This window comes from Parasaccharibacter sp. TMW2.1882 (assembly GCF_023337635.1).
Lineage (GTDB): Bacteria > Pseudomonadota > Alphaproteobacteria > Acetobacterales > Acetobacteraceae > Bombella > Bombella apis.
Genome location: NZ_NWUT01000001.1, coordinates 1,203,817 through 1,221,963 on the forward strand (window position 1 = coordinate 1,203,817; position 18,147 = coordinate 1,221,963).

The following is an 18,147-nucleotide window of genomic DNA, read 5'->3' on the forward strand; positions in this document are numbered from 1 at the left end:
TTTTATATTTGATGATGATAATCATTCTCATGTTAAAGAGGCCGTTTTGCTCCGTCCCGTTTCATCCAGATCATTCCGGGGGCTTCTCATTCTGGGAGGTTTCATCCTTCCATCATGCGTCATGGCAGCCGAGGCACCGCTCCCGCCAGAAACACGGAAAAACACGACACACAAAGCGTCCACGCCCCCCAAACCACCTGTCGAATCAATCCTTGTCCGTGGCAGGGCCCGTGCCCTCCTTGCCGGTACGGGACAGGCGGCCCTGAAAACGGCCACGCCGCTGGAAACCACACCCCAGAACCTGACGGTCATTTCCCGGGCCAGAATGGACATGCTCAACAGCCGCACCCTGACGGAGGCCATCCGCTACAGTGCGGGTGTCTCCGACTATGGCGGGAAAGATGACCCACGGGGCTATTTTGGCACCATCCGTGGCTTCACACCCGACATCTATCTTGATGGCACACGCACGCCCAACGCCGCCACGTCGCAGTCCTTCTCCATAGAACCCTGGGGGCTGGAGGAGATGGACATCATCCGTGGCAGCAGCTCCGCACTGTACGGGTCCGGCCAGCTTGGCGGCATCATCAATGCCGTCAGCAAGCGTCCCACACAGCACCAGACCAACATCATCTCCGTACAGGGAGGCAGCTATGCCCGGCGGCAGGGAGCCGTGGACATTGGAGGCAGCCTTGACAGGCAGGGCCACTGGCTGTGGCGGTTCAACGGGCTGATCCGCAAATCGGGCACCTTTGCCCGCCACATCAAGAACAATGAAATCTATGTGGCTCCCTCCCTGCGCTGGCAGCCTTCCTCCCGTACGGACTTCACCTTCCTGAGCAGCTATGAGCAGCTGGATGCGGGGTCCAGCTCGCAGTTCCTGCCCTATGTCGGCACGGTCGTGCCCACCCGGCATGGCTATCTGCCCCGCAACTTCCTGTCCGGCGACCGGAATTTTGATGTCTATTCCAAACGTCAGCTTTCAGTCGGCTATGCGCTGAGACAGGAACTGCTGCCGGGCTGGACGCTCTCGCAGAACATGCGTTTTGCCCACATGGACGTACTGTACCGCACGGTTGCCCAGCCAAAGCTGGTCAACACGGACACGATATCCCGCACGGCCCTTTTGCAGTCCGGCAATTACAACACCACAACGCTTGATACACGATCGGAATGGAAAGACCATTTCGGTTCCCTCCACAGCATTCTGCTTACCGGTGTCGATTTCCGCAGCGACTTCATGGCGGAACGGCGTGGCGAAAGGAAAGCGCCCAACCTGTCCCTCTATCAGCCAGTCTATCGGGCCATCGCCATGCCCGCCTATGCGTCCAAACGAAATTACAACACGACTGGGACACAGACGGGCCTTTACGGGCAGGAGCAGGCTGACTGGCACCGTTTTTTCCTCACCCTCTCCGGTCGTGGCGACTTCACCCAGAGCGTGCAGGTCAACAACAATACGGGCAAGCGCACACCCCAGAAGGACAACGCCTTCACCGGCCGGGCGGCCCTGCTCTATCAATCGGTCTGGGGTGTGGCTCCCTATGTCTCCTACGCCACGTCCTTCAGTCCGCAGCTTGGCACGACCTATGATGGCACCGCCTTCTCCCCGACACGGGGACGGCTGCTGGAGGCCGGAATAAAATACAGGCCCCGCAAAGACTCCATCTTTGGCGACCGTTTCCTGCTCACACTGGATGTCTTCACCCTAAAAGAACGGAATGACCTGGTGCAGGACCCTCTCCATTCCAGCGACAAGATACAGCTCGGTGCCCAGCGGACCCGTGGTTTTGAAGCGGAATTTGTCGGGCGTCTCCCCTACAGGATCGACCTCCTCGCCTCCTTCACGGTGCAGGACCCACGCATCACCAAAGGCAGTGCCGCCACACAAAACCAGGTGGGCCAACGCCCCGTGACGGTCCCCTCCCGCATGGCTTCCTTCTTCATGCGGCGCAACTTCATCATCACACGCACCTTCAGTGCCGGAATTGGTGGGGGCGTCCGCTATACGGGCACAACGGCCGGTGCCCTGCCAGCCACCATCATCGTACCCTCCCAGCTGGTTGGCGATATTGAGGCCCATCTTGATTACCGGAGATGGCACCTCCAGCTGAATGGCACAAACATTGCCAACTCGAAATATGTTTCCGTATGTACCAGCACGACCAACTGCTCCTACGCTCCTGGCCGTGCCCTGTTTGGTGATCTCTCATATCGATGGTGAAACAAAGCAGAAAAACTACAGGAAATCTGTCTTGCCGTACAGGATAACAGCTCTTGACGTCACGTTCCCATTAACATCAACTGCTGCCGATGCGGTGCGACACGGTGACAATCTGCAGGCCGCAGCTGTGGCAACCCGCCACGTGGCGCTTTGCGGGGTTCATTGCAGGCCCCGCCACCGCATCACCGGGCGAAGCTTCCCGAACACAAAAAACCAAGACAGCGTATGGGTGGGGCCTGCCGCAAACCCCACAATAACGCAACTACCCTAACGGGCGGCCCAGGCCGGCAGAATATCGCCTGATCACCATACGCTGCACCACCGATAATAGGTAAAGCCACAGCCTTCATCAAGACATTCAATAATGGTGAGACCCCGCATGGGCGAAGGATAGATAGTATGCCGCCTGCTGCTGGAGACAGAAACAACCCATACCCGCTCCGCCATTCAAGAAGTGCGGTATATGACTGGCCGGAAAGAGTGACCCCGAAAGTCTGGCTAGCAGAACTGGTGAGAGGGATGGCATACTGAGACATGACGATGACCTGATGAGGCTGGAGAAATGCTGAAAAGACGTGTGCTGTATGCCGCCATGGCGGCTTGTGCCGTGTCATGTTCTGCCCATGCCGCACCGCCAATGACAGACGCTGAGTGGACCGCCTACGAAGAATCGCACACACGGTTTATCCTTCAGCAGTTCGGCGCTGATCCAGAAACGGCACGATGGGCAGCATGGGCGATGAAGTATCAGCCATCATCACGATGCGCCATGTCTGCACGTCCTGTTGTCCACGCCGTAGAGGGAGGAATGAGTCTCTTCCCCGGCGAGGGGGAAGGCATGGTGGTCGACCATATCTGCGAGCCAGAAGCGTTGAAGCATGATGCTCTCACGATCCCACCATTTTCAGCCATCGAGGGAGAAAATGAACGCCTGCAATGGGGCGTGACCAGCACTGCAAGGAACAAGGTGATAGCCGCCATATTGGAGAGGCAGAAGAAGCAGCAGAAGCAGGACGCCAGAGAGTACGGGAAAAATCTGCGCCCTCCTGCATACCTTACCGCTCCTGATAGTAAGTATTTTGTAGATCAATGCCGATTTGTGAAGCTAGGTTTTGACTCTATTGAGGAAGCAAATGAGGCGGGGGAGGGCGAAGTGAGAGCTACCTGCTCATTCGCACTCGGCGATGACAACTACTGGCGAGTGAAGGGATGCCACCTTGTCCCCAAAAAAGGAACATCCCAAGAGGTTATGGATGCCTCAAAACGGTATCTTTCATCTGCTTGTTGGGAGAAAGATAATTTTCATACCGAACTAGACAAGAATGGCATTGGTACAACAATACTTACGTTCTCTCTTGGCGATGAGTGGATTACCCACTAATTTTCTGAGGTATTTTTCCTCCCATATCCTCTGGTTCTGCGGGCTTCCCACTTTTCATGATGACCTTGCGCTTTGCATTGAAACGCACCTCCTGCAAAGTCATTCTGACGATAAGAAGGTCGCACCCTGATTGAGATGTGCGGTCGAACTCATAGCCGGATAGGGTGACTTCGCTTGATTTATACCCCGGCATCCTCAATATGAGTCTGCTGGCCTCTCTACGTTGCTCTTCCAGCTTTTTAAGGACTTTCCCCTGGTCCCCAGCTGTTCCCAGGGAGTCTTTCATGAAGACAGCTCATCCCCGCATGGGCGGGGAACAGGGCCTCATTTTCACCGAGCCTCTCATCATCTGCGGTTCATCCCCGCATGGGCGGGGAACAGTCTTTCATAGAGACGCCGCCACAGCATCTCGGCGGTTCATCCCCGCATGGGCGGGGAACAGCGGTAAATCGTCAGGATGTCCGGCACGCCAGCCGGTTCATCCCCGCATGGGCGGGGAACAGTCCTGCAACGTACTGTAAGACATGACTTTTTTTATTGTCAAAGACCGTACCAACTTAAACCAGAATTTAATACCTCACTCCTTCGCTTTATTCCGGTCGAAAAGCAACCAGTTTCAATCCATCGAAATCAACCGGCATCCGGCGATTGTGACCAGCTGTACGGAACTCATATCCCTGATCGTTGGGAACATGCCAAACCATGACAGCATCACCCTCAGGCCCAAGGCCAAGCAGTACCTGCTCCCAGACCATCTCCCTTGTCCGTCTGGAGTAGCTGCCCACATAGACCCCAGCCCGTATTTCCACCAGCCATGCTGCCAGACGGCCACGCAGGCGGGGTGGCGCATTGGTGACCACCACAACCAGCATCAACGGTGCCCCGGATCGCCAAAGGTTTCATCTTCAAAAGCGACGGGCACGGCCTCCGGTGGGGGCTCGGGGCGAGGCAGACCGCCAGCCGAAAGAACCTGCTCAATGGTCGGAATGATTCTCTCCAACAGCTTTTCCTTGCGGAACCTGTCCCGGCAGGCCAGGCGCACGGCCCGGTCTGGGGACATATCCAGCCGCCCCTTTTCCGCCTTGCCTGCAATACGGAAAGCTTCTGGCACAACGGTTTCCATCTTGAAGATGTCTGCCACATCATACACGAAAGAAAGAGGCTTCCCGCTATGCAAGAACCCCACTGCCGGGGCATAACCTGCTGCCAGCACAGCAGCCTCGGACAAACCATGCAGGCAGGCCGTGGCCGCTGAGAGGCAACGGTTGGGAATGTCCGAGCCGTCCCAGTCCTTCCGGTCGTAAGAGCGGCGTTTCCAGCTGACACCATATTGAGCAGCCAGCAGGGCGTAGCTTTCCCTTACACGGGCTCCCTCAATACCACGCAGCTGATCCACCGACCGCCGGGCAGGTGGCTCCTCCTTGAAACGCCGCTTGTACATCTCTCGCACGACACGCAACCGGGCCTCATCATTCAAAGCCAGACTGGCCTGCCATAACAGACGGTCCGCCCGTGCTCCACCAGGCTGACCGGAAGAATATAACCGCACGCCAGCTTCCCCTACCCATGTGATCAACGTGCCTACACGGGCGGCCAGCGACACGGCTGCATGAGAGATACGGGCACCCGGCTCCAGCATGATGCCCGCCAGACCGCCAACGGGAATCTGGGTTCTCGTACCATCAGCGTTCACCGCTACGAAGGCACCATCCAGCACATCCAGCTGCGCCCGTTCGACAAAAATCAGGGAAGCCCGATCTTTCAGAGGGATGGGTTTTGGCGGGGCCAGACCGGGTAACCCGCCTTTCCCCGCCCCGCTCATGAAGCCCGCCGGATCAGCATGAGGCCGCAACCAAAGGCCTTGGCCCGGCCAAAGCCCCGGACCAGCTGGGCCAGAAACGCCTCCGGGTCTGTCACCTCCAGCTGGCCTGAGAGGTCCAGAATACCGAAATCAGGCCGGTTGCTCCTCTTCCGTTCGTTTCCAAAACGTGGGAGCGTCTCGGTATGATAATCATCGACAGACACATGATGCGGCACAAAACCCGCTTTCTCACCCTGTCGTGTCAGCCAGGCAAGACCTGCTTCTTGGGCAAGGTCCATGCGTTTCTCTGCCCGTTCCTCCTTCGGAATAGCGTGAATCGCATCCAGAACGACATCCACACGCTTGCCCGTATCACGCTTCATCCGTGTCGCATTGACCTGAAGCTGAAACTCGAGCCTGTCCCCTGCCTTCAGTTCAGGGGCAAAAAGCTTGCACTGAGGAGGCTCAAACAGCTCGTTATCATCCCGTGGAAGGCGTGGAGAGAGGGTAAGAAAGCTCCCGTCACTTTCTGCACGCCAGAGAAAATCCCGCTTCTGGTTGGGATCAGTCGCAAAGGCAGACCAGAGCATATGATGCTGCGATGACCGCCTCAGCCCCGTATCCGGCTCTCTCAGGGCGGCTTCCAGAACACGGACGGCAGGGCTGCGGGAGAGGCGGATTCTACTTAGATACCAGCTCATTTCATCGTCTTCCCTGGCAGTTCAACATGCCGTATTCCGACATCCCGTGCAGCAAAGTGCCAGCGTTGCCGGTCCAGTGGGACATCATGCACGTAATCCCGCTGGCTGCCCTGCTCGCCGACAACCATGACCTTTTCAGAAAGATCAACATGTCTGGAAAGCCAGAAAGGCACTTTCACCTGCCCCAAGGCCTCCTCGACCGTATCGGCCTGTACGACCTGAGGATTCAGAGGGGATGAAAGCGGGCAGGATTTACGCCCCAGATAGAGCGTAAAATGCGGTTTGCGTAACGCTGCCGCTATCTCCTCCAGCCCTTCACCCTGCACGGCCACGCCATAGAACACGCCCGCCCGATAATCGCGCAGAGTGATGCTGGTTGTCAGCCGTCCTCCCGCTTTCCGAATTGCCTCCGGACGGGAATTTGGCTTCTTCACCGCCGCCGCAGGGACGGACTGAATGGTATGGAAGTCACGCAGAGCCGTGCCGCTGTCAAACACCGCCACGTCAATCTTCAGACTGTCCAGCCCAGAGAAATCGCCATCACGCCGTATGCCTAACGCAGCTCCCATCAATCCGATCAGTGCGGAATGGCCCGGCCAGAGCAGCGACCCTCGCCGCTCATGCCCGGCCAGCTCGCCCATCGACCCCAGGGAGGCCGAGAGCGAAAACACCAGATAAGGGGAAGCCATCACTCACCCCGCACGGCTTTACCTGCAAAGGCGACCAGTTCATCCAGTGTTCCGGTTTTGCCCACACACAATTTAGCTTCGGCAGCCCAGCACGGCCCGTAGGCATCATCAATGGCCTTCCGGGTCTCTTCCAGCTTTTTAATGGAGCTTTCCAGCAGATTCTCACCTTTTACAGCATGGAAGAACGCACCTGAGAGATCACGGGGTGCCTGCTCACCCTGTTCTGCCAGCATGTAATGTGCCCGTGGCCGATGGGCATAACTGTTCTGCTTGCCACGAGGCGTGGCCTGAGACAGCGCCCGAGCCAATGCTTCCATGGCCTTGGCTGCAAGTTCCCTGTCACCGGCCAGATTCTCAACCAGCAGGTCCAGATTGACGCAGACATACTGGTAGAACACCCCCGTACCGAAGGCGCTTTCACCGATATGGCCAGCACCACGCTCATCATCCTTGTTCAGATCATCCACAGCGGAGAACCAGTCTTCCTGCGCTACTGAACGATGGGTCGTGAACGCATGAGCCACCTGCACGGCGGCATCCCGGTTGAAGTCGGCATCGGAGGCCAGCATACGCCCGAACATGGCAATATCCACCGCCCCATCAGCCTGACGCAGGACCTCTTTCTTCAGGTCTTTGTCTTTGGGCAGTTTCTCCCCGGCAGCGACTTTTTCGGCCAGCTCTTTTGCCAGTTTCCATTCATCTGGTGAAATAAAAGCGAGTGTCGTGGCGATCTGTTCGCCCGTTTCCTTGTCAGCCGCTTCCAGTTTGCCGAAAATGCCAGCAACAGTGCTTGCACTCTCCTGAGCCTTTTTCTCGGCAACGCCTTTACTCAAAAGATGCTGCACCAGCCCACCATGCAGGCGTTTAGTTCTTGTCCCCATATGGTCTGCAAGGTCGTTGCTGAAGAACGTGCTTTCCCGCAAGGCCCGTTTGACCGACTGTGAGGAATGGCGCATACGCACCTCCCCACCAATCACGGCCTGTTTGGGGCGGCCCATATCGTCACGATTGGGATTGGAGAGACCATAAGTTGTCAGAACATGGAACTGGACAAAATTTGTCATGACACAAAAACCTACTTGATAAATGGATAAAAACGAGACCAGCAACACATGTGCTATTCTGTCTTGTCTCCCGAATTCGCAGCACCAAAATAATCGAGACACCAGCGGGTCTTGGTCCGATCATTCCAGAACATGACATCCCGTGCGAGGGCTGCAACGTTGCAGCGATACTCTGCCATCTGCACAGCACGCCGCAATAACGCAGCCAGCTCTTCATCTTCCGCTGTCATTAACTGCTTGAACCTTAGAGGAGACAATAATGGCTCCTTATCTGCCCCTCTCAACCGCTCTGCCAATGTGCTGTGGCTATTGGTCCGCACACTGCCCAGTATCTCAACCAGCCGACAAAAACGTTTCAGCTCATGCTCCCGCACATTCAGCGTACGCACCAGATGATGCACTTCCGGTTCAAACAGAAGATCAGGGAAACCCCCACGACGCAACTTCGCACTGAGCGTGCGTGCCGCTGTTTGGCCCGGCATCTTTTCCGTTTCGCTCTTCCCGCTTTCTTCTGCACCCCTCGACGCAGACTGCGTGCGTGGAGCAAGATTTTTCTGCCACCACTCAAAGACCTTCACGCCAATGTCTGTTTTTTCACTCATGCGGCCTTCCTCTTCTTCTGCGGGACGGGGAGACCCAATGCTGTAAACAGGGCCGGACCTGCCTTCTTGCCGTATCCCCACAACTCTATGTTCAGAAGCTTCCGGGCTTCGGCAATTTTCTTCATGCTCTGCATGTCACGCTCGGAAAGCCCCGGCAGAGCAACAGCTTCAAACTGACCCAGAGCCTGCTTTCGCAACGCATTCAGCCACTCTTCAGAGGGTCTCTCGCCGGCGGCTATCTGATGGAAGCAATGATAAAAAGCGGGTTCAGTTTTCAGGTAAAACTCTTCACGTTGCGCTTCCCGTGCTTCACCGGTATCCAGAACGGATGACAATGCCCAGTTCAACATTGCCGCCACCATCTCGGCAGCTTCAATAAAACCTCGCAAAACCTCTTCAGCATCCTCGGACAGGCGAGAAAGCGGCTGACGGGAATAGACAAAATCTCTCGGACTCATGTTGTTCATGGCCCAGCCCGCTACAATTACGGACGCCTCATCCCCTCTCTCTCGTCCACACCACTCTCTCACGATCAGTGCCAAACTGGCCAAACGCTCTTCATGCGCTTTCTTGGGCTCACCTTCAGCAATGATACCCAGCCAGTTACGATAGCCAAACCGTCCAGCCCGTGGATGGCGTGGAAGCCAGTCCTCCGTGACCTTGAGCCGGTAATAAGGGCTTAAAGGATGCCGCCACCCGGCATAGTTCGTGCCATAGGGCCTCTGTATGACACCTGTTATACCCTCGTCATCCCCTACAAGGCGCAGACGGCGGGGCATGCCAAAAAACGCTTCCACGTCAAAGTGTCTTTTTTCATCAGACGGATAGACGGATGCCCGCCCAGGCTCCGATGTCCGTGTCGGCCTCATCCACGGCAGGTCTTTCATGTCGGATGGCTGACCGAACGGAACATTGAGCCAGACGAGGTCCCATAATTCTTCGCCGGGATCGAGAAGTGTCACGAGTGGCCCACCACCACGCATGGAGGTGCGGTTTCCAGCTCCACCAGATGGAGCGAAGTCCTGCAATGTGTAAAGCGCCATCGCCGCTTCCGGCAGAGAAAGACATGAATAACGGCTGCGATGTACCATGACGTCAATGTTATTGCGCATGGTCTGCCCACCCGCACTATCGATGAACAGCATGTCAACCGGATTAGGGGAGCCTGAAAGCTTCTCCATGTCCTGAAGAAAGCGGGGACCATCACCCAGAAGATGAAAGGCCGGCTCATAAGCAGCCAATTTCGTTTTCAAACGCTCTGGATCAGCCCGCCTCCGGGCCCGCCAATCCTTCTTGTTCGCTGGTGGATCTGCCAGATAGACAAGCCCAACCAGCAGCTCCAGACAGGCAACATTCAGGTCAGGACGGACCCAGTCCGGGAAGAGCATACCCTCTTCTGCCATCTGCCATGGTGCAATAATCCGCCTGCTACCATCGTCACATCGTACAGGGATCCACGGGTCTGTTATCAGATTTAGAGACACCAGAAACCTCTAGGGGTTACAAGATCAACCATCTGCTGCGTCTTCATGCACCAGCAGAAAAATACAGCACTCCGACATCACTCTGTGTCATTTCCAGCCCATTAACAAGTCACAAATCAAAACAGATGAGGAATAATGGGCTGGAAAAATCAATGAAATTACCAGATCAGGAAGAATGGTATATAAGCAGTCCTATATCACTCCTATAACAAACACCCTGACAGATAGCTCCATCTATTTCATGAACCGGGCAGATCGTGACGGCTTTCTTCTTCCATTGTGGCCAATATCTTTGAGCTTCCTGAATATCGGCCCTGTCCTGATCTGGAAGGTCCAGCCCCACAAGCCGCTTGCTCCTCACAGAAACTTCCGACAATGCCCATAGAGCTGCCAGCTCACTCCTGCCCAACTCATCCGAAGGAACTCCTTCGGCCTGTGCCCATGGGACAAGGCCATGGTCCGTCTGGCGGGCCAAAGCAAGAATCCGGGTTTCATCCCCAAGCCGGGTAGGATAGGTCGTATCATCCGCACCGCAGCCGCCCTTCCGGTAGCCATCTTCAATAGTGGCAAGATTCTGAAGAGCACGATGCCGCGCAGCCATGGCCTTTCCGCACCCTTCTGCCTCCGCCCCATCCAGTACGGAGGGCAGGTTTTCCACCTCATCGCCATGTACAGCTTCTATCAGGGAGCGCAAACCATCTGGGGTCCTGATCTGGCCAGCCTTGAACAGAACCGAAGCCGTCCGCCACATATCCGGCAATGAGTAAACCCAAGCCCCTCTCTCCAAAACTTTCTGCAACCAGCGGTCATCCTGCACTTCGGCAGGGTCTGGTGACAGGACCTTCAAAACAGGTGCCGGGACGGGACGCTGTGTGGCAGGACGCACGTCCATATGCCGCCATAGACGGCCAACACGCTGTATCAGGGAGCCAATCGGGGCCAGATCGGACACCATGACATCAAAGTCCAAATCCAGCGAGGCTTCAACAATTTGTGTCGCAACCAGAACAAATCCCTTGCGGCCAGTCCCATTCCGCCCCACACGATCCAGCACTTCCTGTTCCAGCTTTTTGCGATCACACAAAGCAAAACGGGCATGTAGCAGATGGGCCTGCACCCCCTCAGCCCGCAACGCATCAACCGCAGCAATGGCATCATCCACGGCGTTGCGAACCCATACACAGGCAGCTCCACCTGCTGCAGATTGGGCAATATATCGCACCGCCTCATCCATCGTGGAAAGCCGCTCCACCATGACAGGCCCTTTCTGGGGCCGGGCATCATCATCAAACTGTGTTACGGTCTCACCCCCGGCGACGGTTATGGCCGGATAGGCGTGAGATTCAGAAATGCCGCCGTACGTCTCCAGAAGGCGGGCCCGTAATTTGAGTGGCAGAGTCGCTGTCAGCAATATAGCTGAGCCCCCCATGGCCCTGTGCATCTGCAACAGAGCCACCAACTCTTCCGCAATATAGGGCTCACCCATTTCATGAACCTCATCAACCACCAGTATCTTGGAAGCAAGGCCATAATGCCGCAATGTCTGAAACCGTACCGGCAGAACGGACAGCAAAGCCTGATCAATCGTGCCGATCCCAACATCAGCCAACAGGGCCCGTCTATTATCTGAAGCCAGCCACTCAGCACTTGTCACGCCGGACTGATCATCAGATTTACCCGTCCTGCTTCCTTCATTGACAAGGTCACGGAACGGCACGGACAGACCGGCCCGACCGTGAGCGAGGGTCAAGGACGGGTTTGTAAACATCGTCTCCATGACCCGCCTGGCCCGCCCAAACATGGCATCAGCTGTGGCCATAGTAGGCAGAGCAAAAAACAATCCCCGCCCCTTCCCTGCCAGTATCATACGCTGCACCAGAATAAGAGCGGCTTCCGTTTTACCAACCCCGGTTTCGGCTTCCAGCACAACCAGTGCGGGGCCTTCTGGCAAGGCCAGAGAAACGCATGCCTCTTGCAGTGGCCTCAGTGCAAAATCAAACAACTCCCCTTCACGGGCTGTTGTTCCACTCAAGCCAGCTTCTTTCACGGCTTTTTGGGCAATTGCACGTGCCTCTTTCAGGTACGCCTCCGGTTCCAGCTCCAATTCCTTTGGAGAGAACCATGTCGTATTGGACCCTATCCAATCGGCTGCCGTACAGAACCCAGGCAGCCACCAGGAAAAACTTGTCGCTGCTTCTTCATCTAGGGAATCAAGAGAAGCCTCTGGCCAGAGCTGCCTGAAAATCTCCAACAAACGTTGTGCTGCTTCATGGCCATCTCCGACAGCCCGCAGGCACTTCCTCAGCTCCCGTCTCTGCAAGTTTGTCTGAGGAGGGCGGCCATGATGCCCGGCCACAGCCGCATATAAAACTTCCCGAACGTCTTCGGTACCGCCCAGCCACTCCGCCAACCAGTCATCTTCAGTCAGCAGAAGAATTTCAGTCAGTTCCCAGTGCGTGAATGGTTGATATGCCCCCTCACGTAACATTCCTCGAAATGTTTCACTGAATTTTCCTAAATCATGCAGGCCTGCCAGTGCAATAAAAGCCTGTTTCAATGCAGATGGCCAAGGCGATTCCGCAAGCAGCTGCTCAGCGACAGCCGCTACATCGAGCATATGATAAATTGCCGGATGTTCAATAGTTTCAGGAGGATGAGCACTCTTGGCGGGCCAATCAAGCCATTCTTTCATCTGATTTCTCTCCCCTGGACATACAACTATCGACCATGTCGAGCGTAACAGGCGATTGGAGAAGTTCAAATGAACTTTGGGGTCGCCAGACAAACACCAGCATTATTCCGGGCGGTTTTGATCATGTTGGGCTGAAACTGACTGGGAAGACGCATGAATACAAGGCGTTCCGTGACCTTGCTTCCCCCTCTGACATATCCTGCAGCCCCCTCCTGACAGCTCCAGCTGCCTTGTGATGGGCACAAATGGTAGTTCCATCAGGACATGTCAAAAATGCAGTGCCAGACAGGTACGTCTCTTCCTCTCTAAGGACTTGACAGCTCCAAGAGCATAGAAGGTCTCATAAAGAAAATATAAAATAACTTCACTTTTTGTAAAAAAACAGAACATGTCAATCTCGTCATGACCACTTTCTCCACAGGGGAAACTCATGCCATCCATTGCAAAGTTAACAACACAACAATATTATGACATGATCTGTCTTGGAAGATTATCAACGTCCCTACACCGAGAAGCCCCTCCATATGCCTTTTTCACGCATTAAAACTACACGAAATGGCCAATTTGAAACCTTGCGGGTGCAAGGCCAGCCCGTCACGGAGCTCTGGGAAGATATCCAGGATGTTCTGCAGGCATATGCTCAACAGTTTCCCAAAGCCCAGCATCTTTCTCTGGCACAACCTTTTGGCAACCCTGCCGATGGCACCATAGATTGGTATGGCCCTGCATGCTCTCCCATCCCCCCGGAAAAACAGAGCCAGATCAACCAGATTTATACACAGACCCGCGACTACATCATCCAATGGGCGAAACAGAATAGTGGCCGCAACATCGACCCGGATATCGTATCCCTACTTCCAACAGCCCTAACAATCCCCAACATCGACAACCTGTATTATAACCCCCATGGGCTCATTCTTACGGCTTGGGGGCATCGTGCAATTTCCGGCATGCTGGCCAAAGGCAACCTGCAGGGTAAAACCCTTCCCGACGTTCCCTCAGCAGCGCCCGACCCCGAGCCCCGCCCTGAACCAGAAGAAAAAACCACTTCCGAAGAGCCGGCATCCCGGCCCTCTTCCCCCCATGCATCAGCATCCAATGACCAGACCACCAGTCAGCAAAGAACCTCCCAGAGGTTCACCAGCAGCCACACTTTTACGCAAGAAAGACTTGTCATCCTTCCATGGTACCGCATGTGGTACACACGATGGCTGGCCCTCTTTCCGGCCTGGCACTGGTTCCCCGCCCTGACATTCGGTCTTCCCCTTTTTCTCCTCCTCCTCCTTGCCCTGAGCACATCTCTGGGGCCTGCCTTGTGGGGAGTCGGACTGGGCTGGGCGCTTCTTGCGTCACTTCTTATCGGCCTGGGGCTCTGGGTGCGACGTTTCTGGCGGTGGGGGTTCGTTCTGCTGGGCCTCCTCCTGCTCTTATGGCTTCTGGGCACCTTGCTCATGGGGCTCTTTTCTGCACGGCACCTGTCTGCCCCTCCCGGCCTTGGCAGCATTAATGGAGTATCCTCCTCCATCGGAGGTGCTTGCAGTAACGGTCAGCTCCCTGTCCACACTCCTTTGGCACCCCCTGCCGCCCCTGTTCACACAGCAGTGCCCCTTGACGCACCACACAGACAGACTGCCATGAATGACCTTCAGACAGCACGCAGCCGGGGAGGCAACAAGGGAGCTCTGGAAATCTCTCTGGCCTGGAACGACCCCAGCGACCTGGACCTGCATGTCCAACCTCCTGCCGGTCAGGAAATCAGCTTCTCCAAGCGTGCATCACAGGGAGGCGTGCTGGACGTGGACGCCAACGTGGGAACGCCGACCTCTCCCATCGTACAGCATCCCATCGAGCATATCACCTGGCCGGTCCGTCCACAGCCCGGTACGTACAGCATCAGGGTCATCCCTTATCACATGCGCTCCAACGGCGAGCCTGTCCCATACCATGTGACCGTCTATGAAGACGGGCAGCCCGTCCAGGAATACAACGCAGAAGCCCGCACCGATAACGACCGGCAGAGCTTCAATTTCACCCTGCCCGAACCCCCGGCCGGTACGCAGGACCAGGGTGCTGGTCAGGCTCCTTCCCCTGCCCCCGATCAGGCCCCGCAGGCACCAATCGACGGGGATCATGCACCCCACCCAGGAACGCAGTCTTTGCCTGATGGCGGCAGCTCTCCTCCTCCTGCTACCTCGTTGTAAAAGGCACTCCCTTCCAAACCCGTCCATTCCTTATCCGATTTTGGGTTTTTATCATGACAGAACTTCTTCTCGTTCCTGACAGCCTGTTGCAGTTTACTACCCTTCATTTCGACTTGGCTTCATTCCGTGAGCGGGTAGAACAGGACTATATCTTCAGTCTTGTCTCCAACCCTGCCTCAAAAGAGCAGGAAACTCTGGTCATCACTCGCAACTCGGCAGGAAAACGGGTTGAAGGCGAAGAAATTTTCCTGAACCTCGAAGGAACCGTTGCAAAACTCTTTGAGGGGCGCTGGATTCCACTGCCCTGGCTGAACACGTTCAGCGACAGTAACTCCCAGAAGAGACCTTCCAGCACAGAAGATCCAACAGACATAGTTGACCTCCAGGGCGGCCCTTCCAACTGGATTCGTGGTCGTCTCAAAAAAGATTCGATAACAAAACAATTCTTCATGGAAATTGTCATCGATACCACGATGGAGCGTACCCCCTCCAAGGACCCAGAAGGCAATCCCATCTACAACGGCCCCAAGCCGGATGACAACGGAGCAGCAACCTACGCACTGCCCCCCCTCACCAGGATCAAAGATTGGCTGAGTGTCAATCACTGGGTCCAGAATATCATCTTTGCCGCCCAGGCTGAGAGCGTGAAAGCGTATCTGCCTTCCTTTGATGATGATACACCGCCGCCTCCACGGCCTGGAGATCTGGATCACCGCCTTACAGCTCTTGCTGCCTATCTGGCCTTGCTGCAGGGGCTTACCGCCGATAAAGACCTGCCTGTCATCAAGTTTGTTGACAATGCAACAAAACCAATCGATGTCGATCTCGTCCTGGACCTGGGGAACTCCAGAAGCAGCGGTATCCTTATCGAGCAGAACGCCGATCAGGCACTCTCCAAAAATGGCCGGTTCGGCAACTGCCGTGTGCTTGGCCTCCGGGATTTGCGTGCTCCACAGACCATCCATTCCGGGCTTTTCTCAAGCCGGATCGAATTCAGCAACATAACATTCGGAGATGTCCGGCTTTCCCGGGAATCTGGGCGCGATGATGCATTCCTCTGGCCCTCTCCTGTCCGGGTAGGCGGAGAGGCCGAAGAAATGATGGCCGCTCGGGAAGGAACCGAAGGCTTTTCCGGCCTCGCTTCCCCCAAACGCTACCTTTGGGATCGCACTCCTACATCTCAGGGATGGTATTTCAATGATGCTCTCACCAGCGCGGAAGCCATTCCCCCCCATCCCGCCCAAAACCCACGGGTATCAGGCTCATTCCGAAGCAAACTTCATGAAATCCTGATGCGGCAGAACGAACGGGGCATCACAACATTCAGCACTGATTTGAAGGAAGAGCTATACGATGGTGCCAATGCGGGACCGGACATAACAGCCGCCAGAAAGGTGAAAGTCTGTCAGCTATCCAAAAGCGAGATTTCCATCCTCATGCTCAATGAGCTCATCCTGCAGGCCATAGCCTTCATGAACTCCCCGCAGGAACGCGAAAGTCGCGAGCAAAGCCGGACACCACGCCGGCTGCGTTCCCTTGTACTGGCTTTCCCGCCCGGCATGCCTCTGGCTGAGCGCCGCATCCTTACCAAACGTGCCCGGACGGCCCTCACCATGGCCTGGGAGAGCACCAGGCAGCAGGAAACATGGAAACAATTTGGGGACGCCTACACACAGCCACCTGAGCTTGAATGCAGCATAGATGAGGCAACAGCCACTCAGCTTGTCTGGTTGGAGAATGAAATAAACAACAAGATGGGCGGCAGTGTTGACGAATTTTTCCATCTCTATGGCCATGCTGCCTCCTCCGATGGCAAAGAACGCCTCCGCATCGCCAGCCTTGATATCGGCGGAGGGACAACAGACCTCATGGTGTGCGATTATCGGCGCAACAAACATGAAGAAATGCTCCACCCGCATCAGCTCTTCCGCGAGAGTCTGCGCATTGCGGGTGATGACCTGCTTGAAGACATAATTTCAGGGCCAATTATCACGGCCTTCATGAATCATTTCAGAACATATCATATTCCTGAGCCACGAGCTTTTTTTAATACCCTGTTCAAACTGGGTGCCGCAGACTCAACCATTCAGGAGGCAACGCAGCGACAGCTTTTCATTTCCACAATTCTTGAACCTGTCGCACTGAGCATCATTAATGCCTACGAAAATGTGGAAACGTTCTTCTCAGGAGAGCTGATAACAGGCCGCTTGCACGAGCTTCACCAGATTTCTCCGAAAGCCGCCGAACGCACACGTGATTATTTCAGGGCAGCCCTCAAAAAACACCTTTCCATTCACGGCACGCCTTCCTCTTCCGCTCTGACCAGATTTCTTGACCAGAACGATGACACGCAAGCTGCCAACGAAGATATTTTCGACCCTCTGGATGCCAACATACATGTAACAACCGATGACATGGAAGGTATTATTACCAGAAGGCTGGGCCAACCCCTGCAGATACTGTGCAGTATTGTTCAGGCCTATGGCTGCGATGCCCTCCTGCTTTCCGGCAGACCTTCCAAACTGCCACATGTCTGCAGCCTGATCCTGAGCGCTCTGCCCGTGGCTCCGCAGCGTGTCATTCCCATGCATAACTATGTGATTACTGGTGACTATCCTTTCTCTGACAGCAGCAACCGGATTGGAGATCCCAAAAGTACTGTCGTGATGGGCGCCGTCATCTGGAAGAAGGCTTGCCGTGCGGAGATTGGCAATTTCAAATTGGCCTCCAAAACCAGATATGAAAAATCAACGGCGCATTTCATTGGCAACATGAAAATCAACGAAGGAACAATCATCCGTCTCTTCAACCCTCAAGAGGAAAACGGATCCCCTATCGCTTACGACCTCTCGAATGTCACAGCGGAAGACAAGCTGGAAATAAAGATCGATACATTCGAAGGCAGCATGATACTCGGGACAAAACAGCTCCCCAACAAGGACTTTCCCAGCAGTCCATTCTACAATCTTGCCCTGACATCCGCAGGACGGGATTTCCTTCAGCAGCGGCGCATTGACCTTAACAGCCCCCTGTCCCTTACGCTCTCCCGCACCAGAACCCCCTCCACCAGCGAAGCTGAACGGAAAGAGCTCTGTGAAAATCTGGTCATCACGGAAATTGAAGGCCAACCCATCACTCATGATGGCCCTCCCATAAAAGTGCCAGCCAGAGACTTCATCAGCGCAACACTACAGACAACCCTTACCCCCCAGGGACACTGGCGTGACACCGGCGCCATACACCTGACAACCATCCAAGACCAATCAAAAGTCTGATCCGCCCTATCTCCCAGCCTCCCTCACCGCCCC

At 55.4% G+C, this 18,147-nt stretch carries 13 protein-coding genes and 1 pseudogene; 4 read left to right on the plus strand and 10 right to left on the minus strand.

The window, feature by feature from the left end:
* Positions 1-121: 121 nt before the first annotated feature.
* Both CO583_RS05495 and CO583_RS05500 read left to right on the plus strand, forming a co-directional pair.
* A complete protein-coding gene (locus tag CO583_RS05495; protein WP_248630791.1) occupies positions 122-2,224 on the plus strand; it encodes a TonB-dependent siderophore receptor in 2,103 nt (700 codons plus the stop codon).
* A gap of 562 nt (positions 2,225-2,786) precedes the next feature.
* Positions 2,787-3,605 carry a hypothetical protein gene (locus tag CO583_RS05500; protein WP_248630790.1) on the plus strand — a complete coding sequence of 273 codons (819 nt, stop codon included), beginning with the start codon at positions 2,787-2,789 and terminating at the stop codon, positions 3,603-3,605.
* On the opposite strand, the gene CO583_RS05505 is transcribed toward CO583_RS05500, so the two are convergent.
* The 10 genes and pseudogenes from CO583_RS05505 to CO583_RS05550 all read right to left on the minus strand — a co-directional run.
* Positions 3,595-3,891: a hypothetical protein gene (locus CO583_RS05505; protein ID WP_248630789.1), complete on the minus strand. Its 297-nt coding sequence runs from the start codon at positions 3,889-3,891 to the stop codon at positions 3,595-3,597. The genes CO583_RS05500 and CO583_RS05505 overlap by 11 nt on opposite strands.
* Positions 3,892-4,195: 304 nt before the next feature.
* Positions 4,196-4,477 (minus strand): type I-E CRISPR-associated endoribonuclease Cas2e, encoded by a 282-nt coding sequence (cas2e, locus tag CO583_RS05510; protein WP_081562540.1) that lies wholly within the window; start codon positions 4,475-4,477, stop codon positions 4,196-4,198.
* Positions 4,477-5,427, minus strand: coding sequence for a type I-E CRISPR-associated endonuclease Cas1e (gene cas1e / locus CO583_RS05515; RefSeq protein WP_043561865.1), 951 nt, complete (start codon positions 5,425-5,427; stop codon positions 4,477-4,479). Before cas1e ends, cas2e begins: the two co-directional genes overlap by 1 nt.
* The gene (gene cas6e, locus CO583_RS05520) at positions 5,424-6,107 is read right to left on the minus strand and encodes a type I-E CRISPR-associated protein Cas6/Cse3/CasE (RefSeq protein ID WP_043561868.1); all 684 of its coding nucleotides are present in this window, start codon (positions 6,105-6,107) and stop codon (positions 5,424-5,426) included. The genes cas1e and cas6e overlap by 4 nt, the downstream gene beginning before the upstream one ends.
* Positions 6,104-6,796 (minus strand): type I-E CRISPR-associated protein Cas5/CasD, encoded by a 693-nt coding sequence (cas5e, locus tag CO583_RS05525; protein ID WP_103765717.1) that lies wholly within the window; start codon positions 6,794-6,796, stop codon positions 6,104-6,106. The genes cas6e and cas5e overlap by 4 nt, the downstream gene beginning before the upstream one ends.
* On the minus strand, positions 6,796-7,860 hold the full coding sequence (gene cas7e, locus CO583_RS05530; protein WP_248630788.1) for a type I-E CRISPR-associated protein Cas7/Cse4/CasC: 1,065 nt from the start codon (positions 7,858-7,860) through the stop codon (positions 6,796-6,798). Before cas7e ends, cas5e begins: the two co-directional genes overlap by 1 nt.
* Before the next feature lie 53 nt (positions 7,861-7,913).
* Positions 7,914-8,462, minus strand: a complete 549-nt coding sequence (gene casB / locus CO583_RS05535; RefSeq protein ID WP_248630787.1) for a type I-E CRISPR-associated protein Cse2/CasB — start codon at positions 8,460-8,462, stop codon at positions 7,914-7,916.
* On the minus strand, positions 8,459-9,946 hold the full coding sequence (gene casA, locus CO583_RS05540) for a type I-E CRISPR-associated protein Cse1/CasA (RefSeq protein ID WP_181005234.1): 1,488 nt from the start codon (positions 9,944-9,946) through the stop codon (positions 8,459-8,461). Before casA ends, casB begins: the two co-directional genes overlap by 4 nt.
* Before the next feature lie 166 nt (positions 9,947-10,112).
* Positions 10,113-11,978, minus strand: coding sequence for a CRISPR-associated helicase Cas3' (cas3, locus tag CO583_RS05545; RefSeq protein WP_248630848.1), 1,866 nt, complete (start codon positions 11,976-11,978; stop codon positions 10,113-10,115).
* A gap of 96 nt (positions 11,979-12,074) precedes the next feature.
* Positions 12,075-12,638 (minus strand): annotated as a pseudogene (locus CO583_RS05550) (CRISPR-associated endonuclease Cas3''); the annotation flags it as partial.
* A 1,634-nt stretch (positions 12,639-14,272) separates the two neighbouring features.
* Between CO583_RS05550 and CO583_RS05555 the strand changes: the two are divergent.
* Both CO583_RS05555 and CO583_RS05560 read left to right on the plus strand, forming a co-directional pair.
* Positions 14,273-14,839, plus strand: a complete 567-nt coding sequence (locus CO583_RS05555) for a hypothetical protein (protein WP_143539963.1) — start codon at positions 14,273-14,275, stop codon at positions 14,837-14,839.
* 53 nt (positions 14,840-14,892) lie between these two features.
* On the plus strand, positions 14,893-18,114 hold the full coding sequence (locus tag CO583_RS05560; protein ID WP_248630786.1) for a virulence factor SrfB: 3,222 nt from the start codon (positions 14,893-14,895) through the stop codon (positions 18,112-18,114).
* The last annotated feature ends 33 nt before the right edge of the window (positions 18,115-18,147 follow it).

What these genes read in the sequence shown, in the direction of transcription:
- CO583_RS05505 (WP_248630789.1), bottom strand. Translation starts at nt 3,891, where the DNA reads ATGAAAGACTCCCTGGGAACAGCTGGGGACCAGGGGAAAGTCCTTAAA.
- CO583_RS05500 (WP_248630790.1), top strand. Translation starts at nt 2,787, where the DNA reads ATGCTGAAAAGACGTGTGCTGTATGCCGCCATGGCGGCTTGTGCCGTG.
- cas6e (WP_043561868.1), bottom strand. Translation starts at nt 6,107, where the DNA reads ATGAGCTGGTATCTAAGTAGAATCCGCCTCTCCCGCAGCCCTGCCGTC.
- cas2e (WP_081562540.1), bottom strand. Translation starts at nt 4,477, where the DNA reads ATGCTGGTTGTGGTGGTCACCAATGCGCCACCCCGCCTGCGTGGCCGT.
- CO583_RS05555 (WP_143539963.1), top strand. Translation starts at nt 14,273, where the DNA reads ATGAATGACCTTCAGACAGCACGCAGCCGGGGAGGCAACAAGGGAGCT.
- casB (WP_248630787.1), bottom strand. Translation starts at nt 8,462, where the DNA reads ATGAGTGAAAAAACAGACATTGGCGTGAAGGTCTTTGAGTGGTGGCAG.
- CO583_RS05495 (WP_248630791.1), top strand. Translation starts at nt 122, where the DNA reads ATGGCAGCCGAGGCACCGCTCCCGCCAGAAACACGGAAAAACACGACA.
- cas1e (WP_043561865.1), bottom strand. Translation starts at nt 5,427, where the DNA reads ATGAGCGGGGCGGGGAAAGGCGGGTTACCCGGTCTGGCCCCGCCAAAA.
- cas5e (WP_103765717.1), bottom strand. Translation starts at nt 6,796, where the DNA reads ATGGCTTCCCCTTATCTGGTGTTTTCGCTCTCGGCCTCCCTGGGGTCG.
- CO583_RS05560 (WP_248630786.1), top strand. Translation starts at nt 14,893, where the DNA reads ATGACAGAACTTCTTCTCGTTCCTGACAGCCTGTTGCAGTTTACTACC.
- cas7e (WP_248630788.1), bottom strand. Translation starts at nt 7,860, where the DNA reads ATGACAAATTTTGTCCAGTTCCATGTTCTGACAACTTATGGTCTCTCC.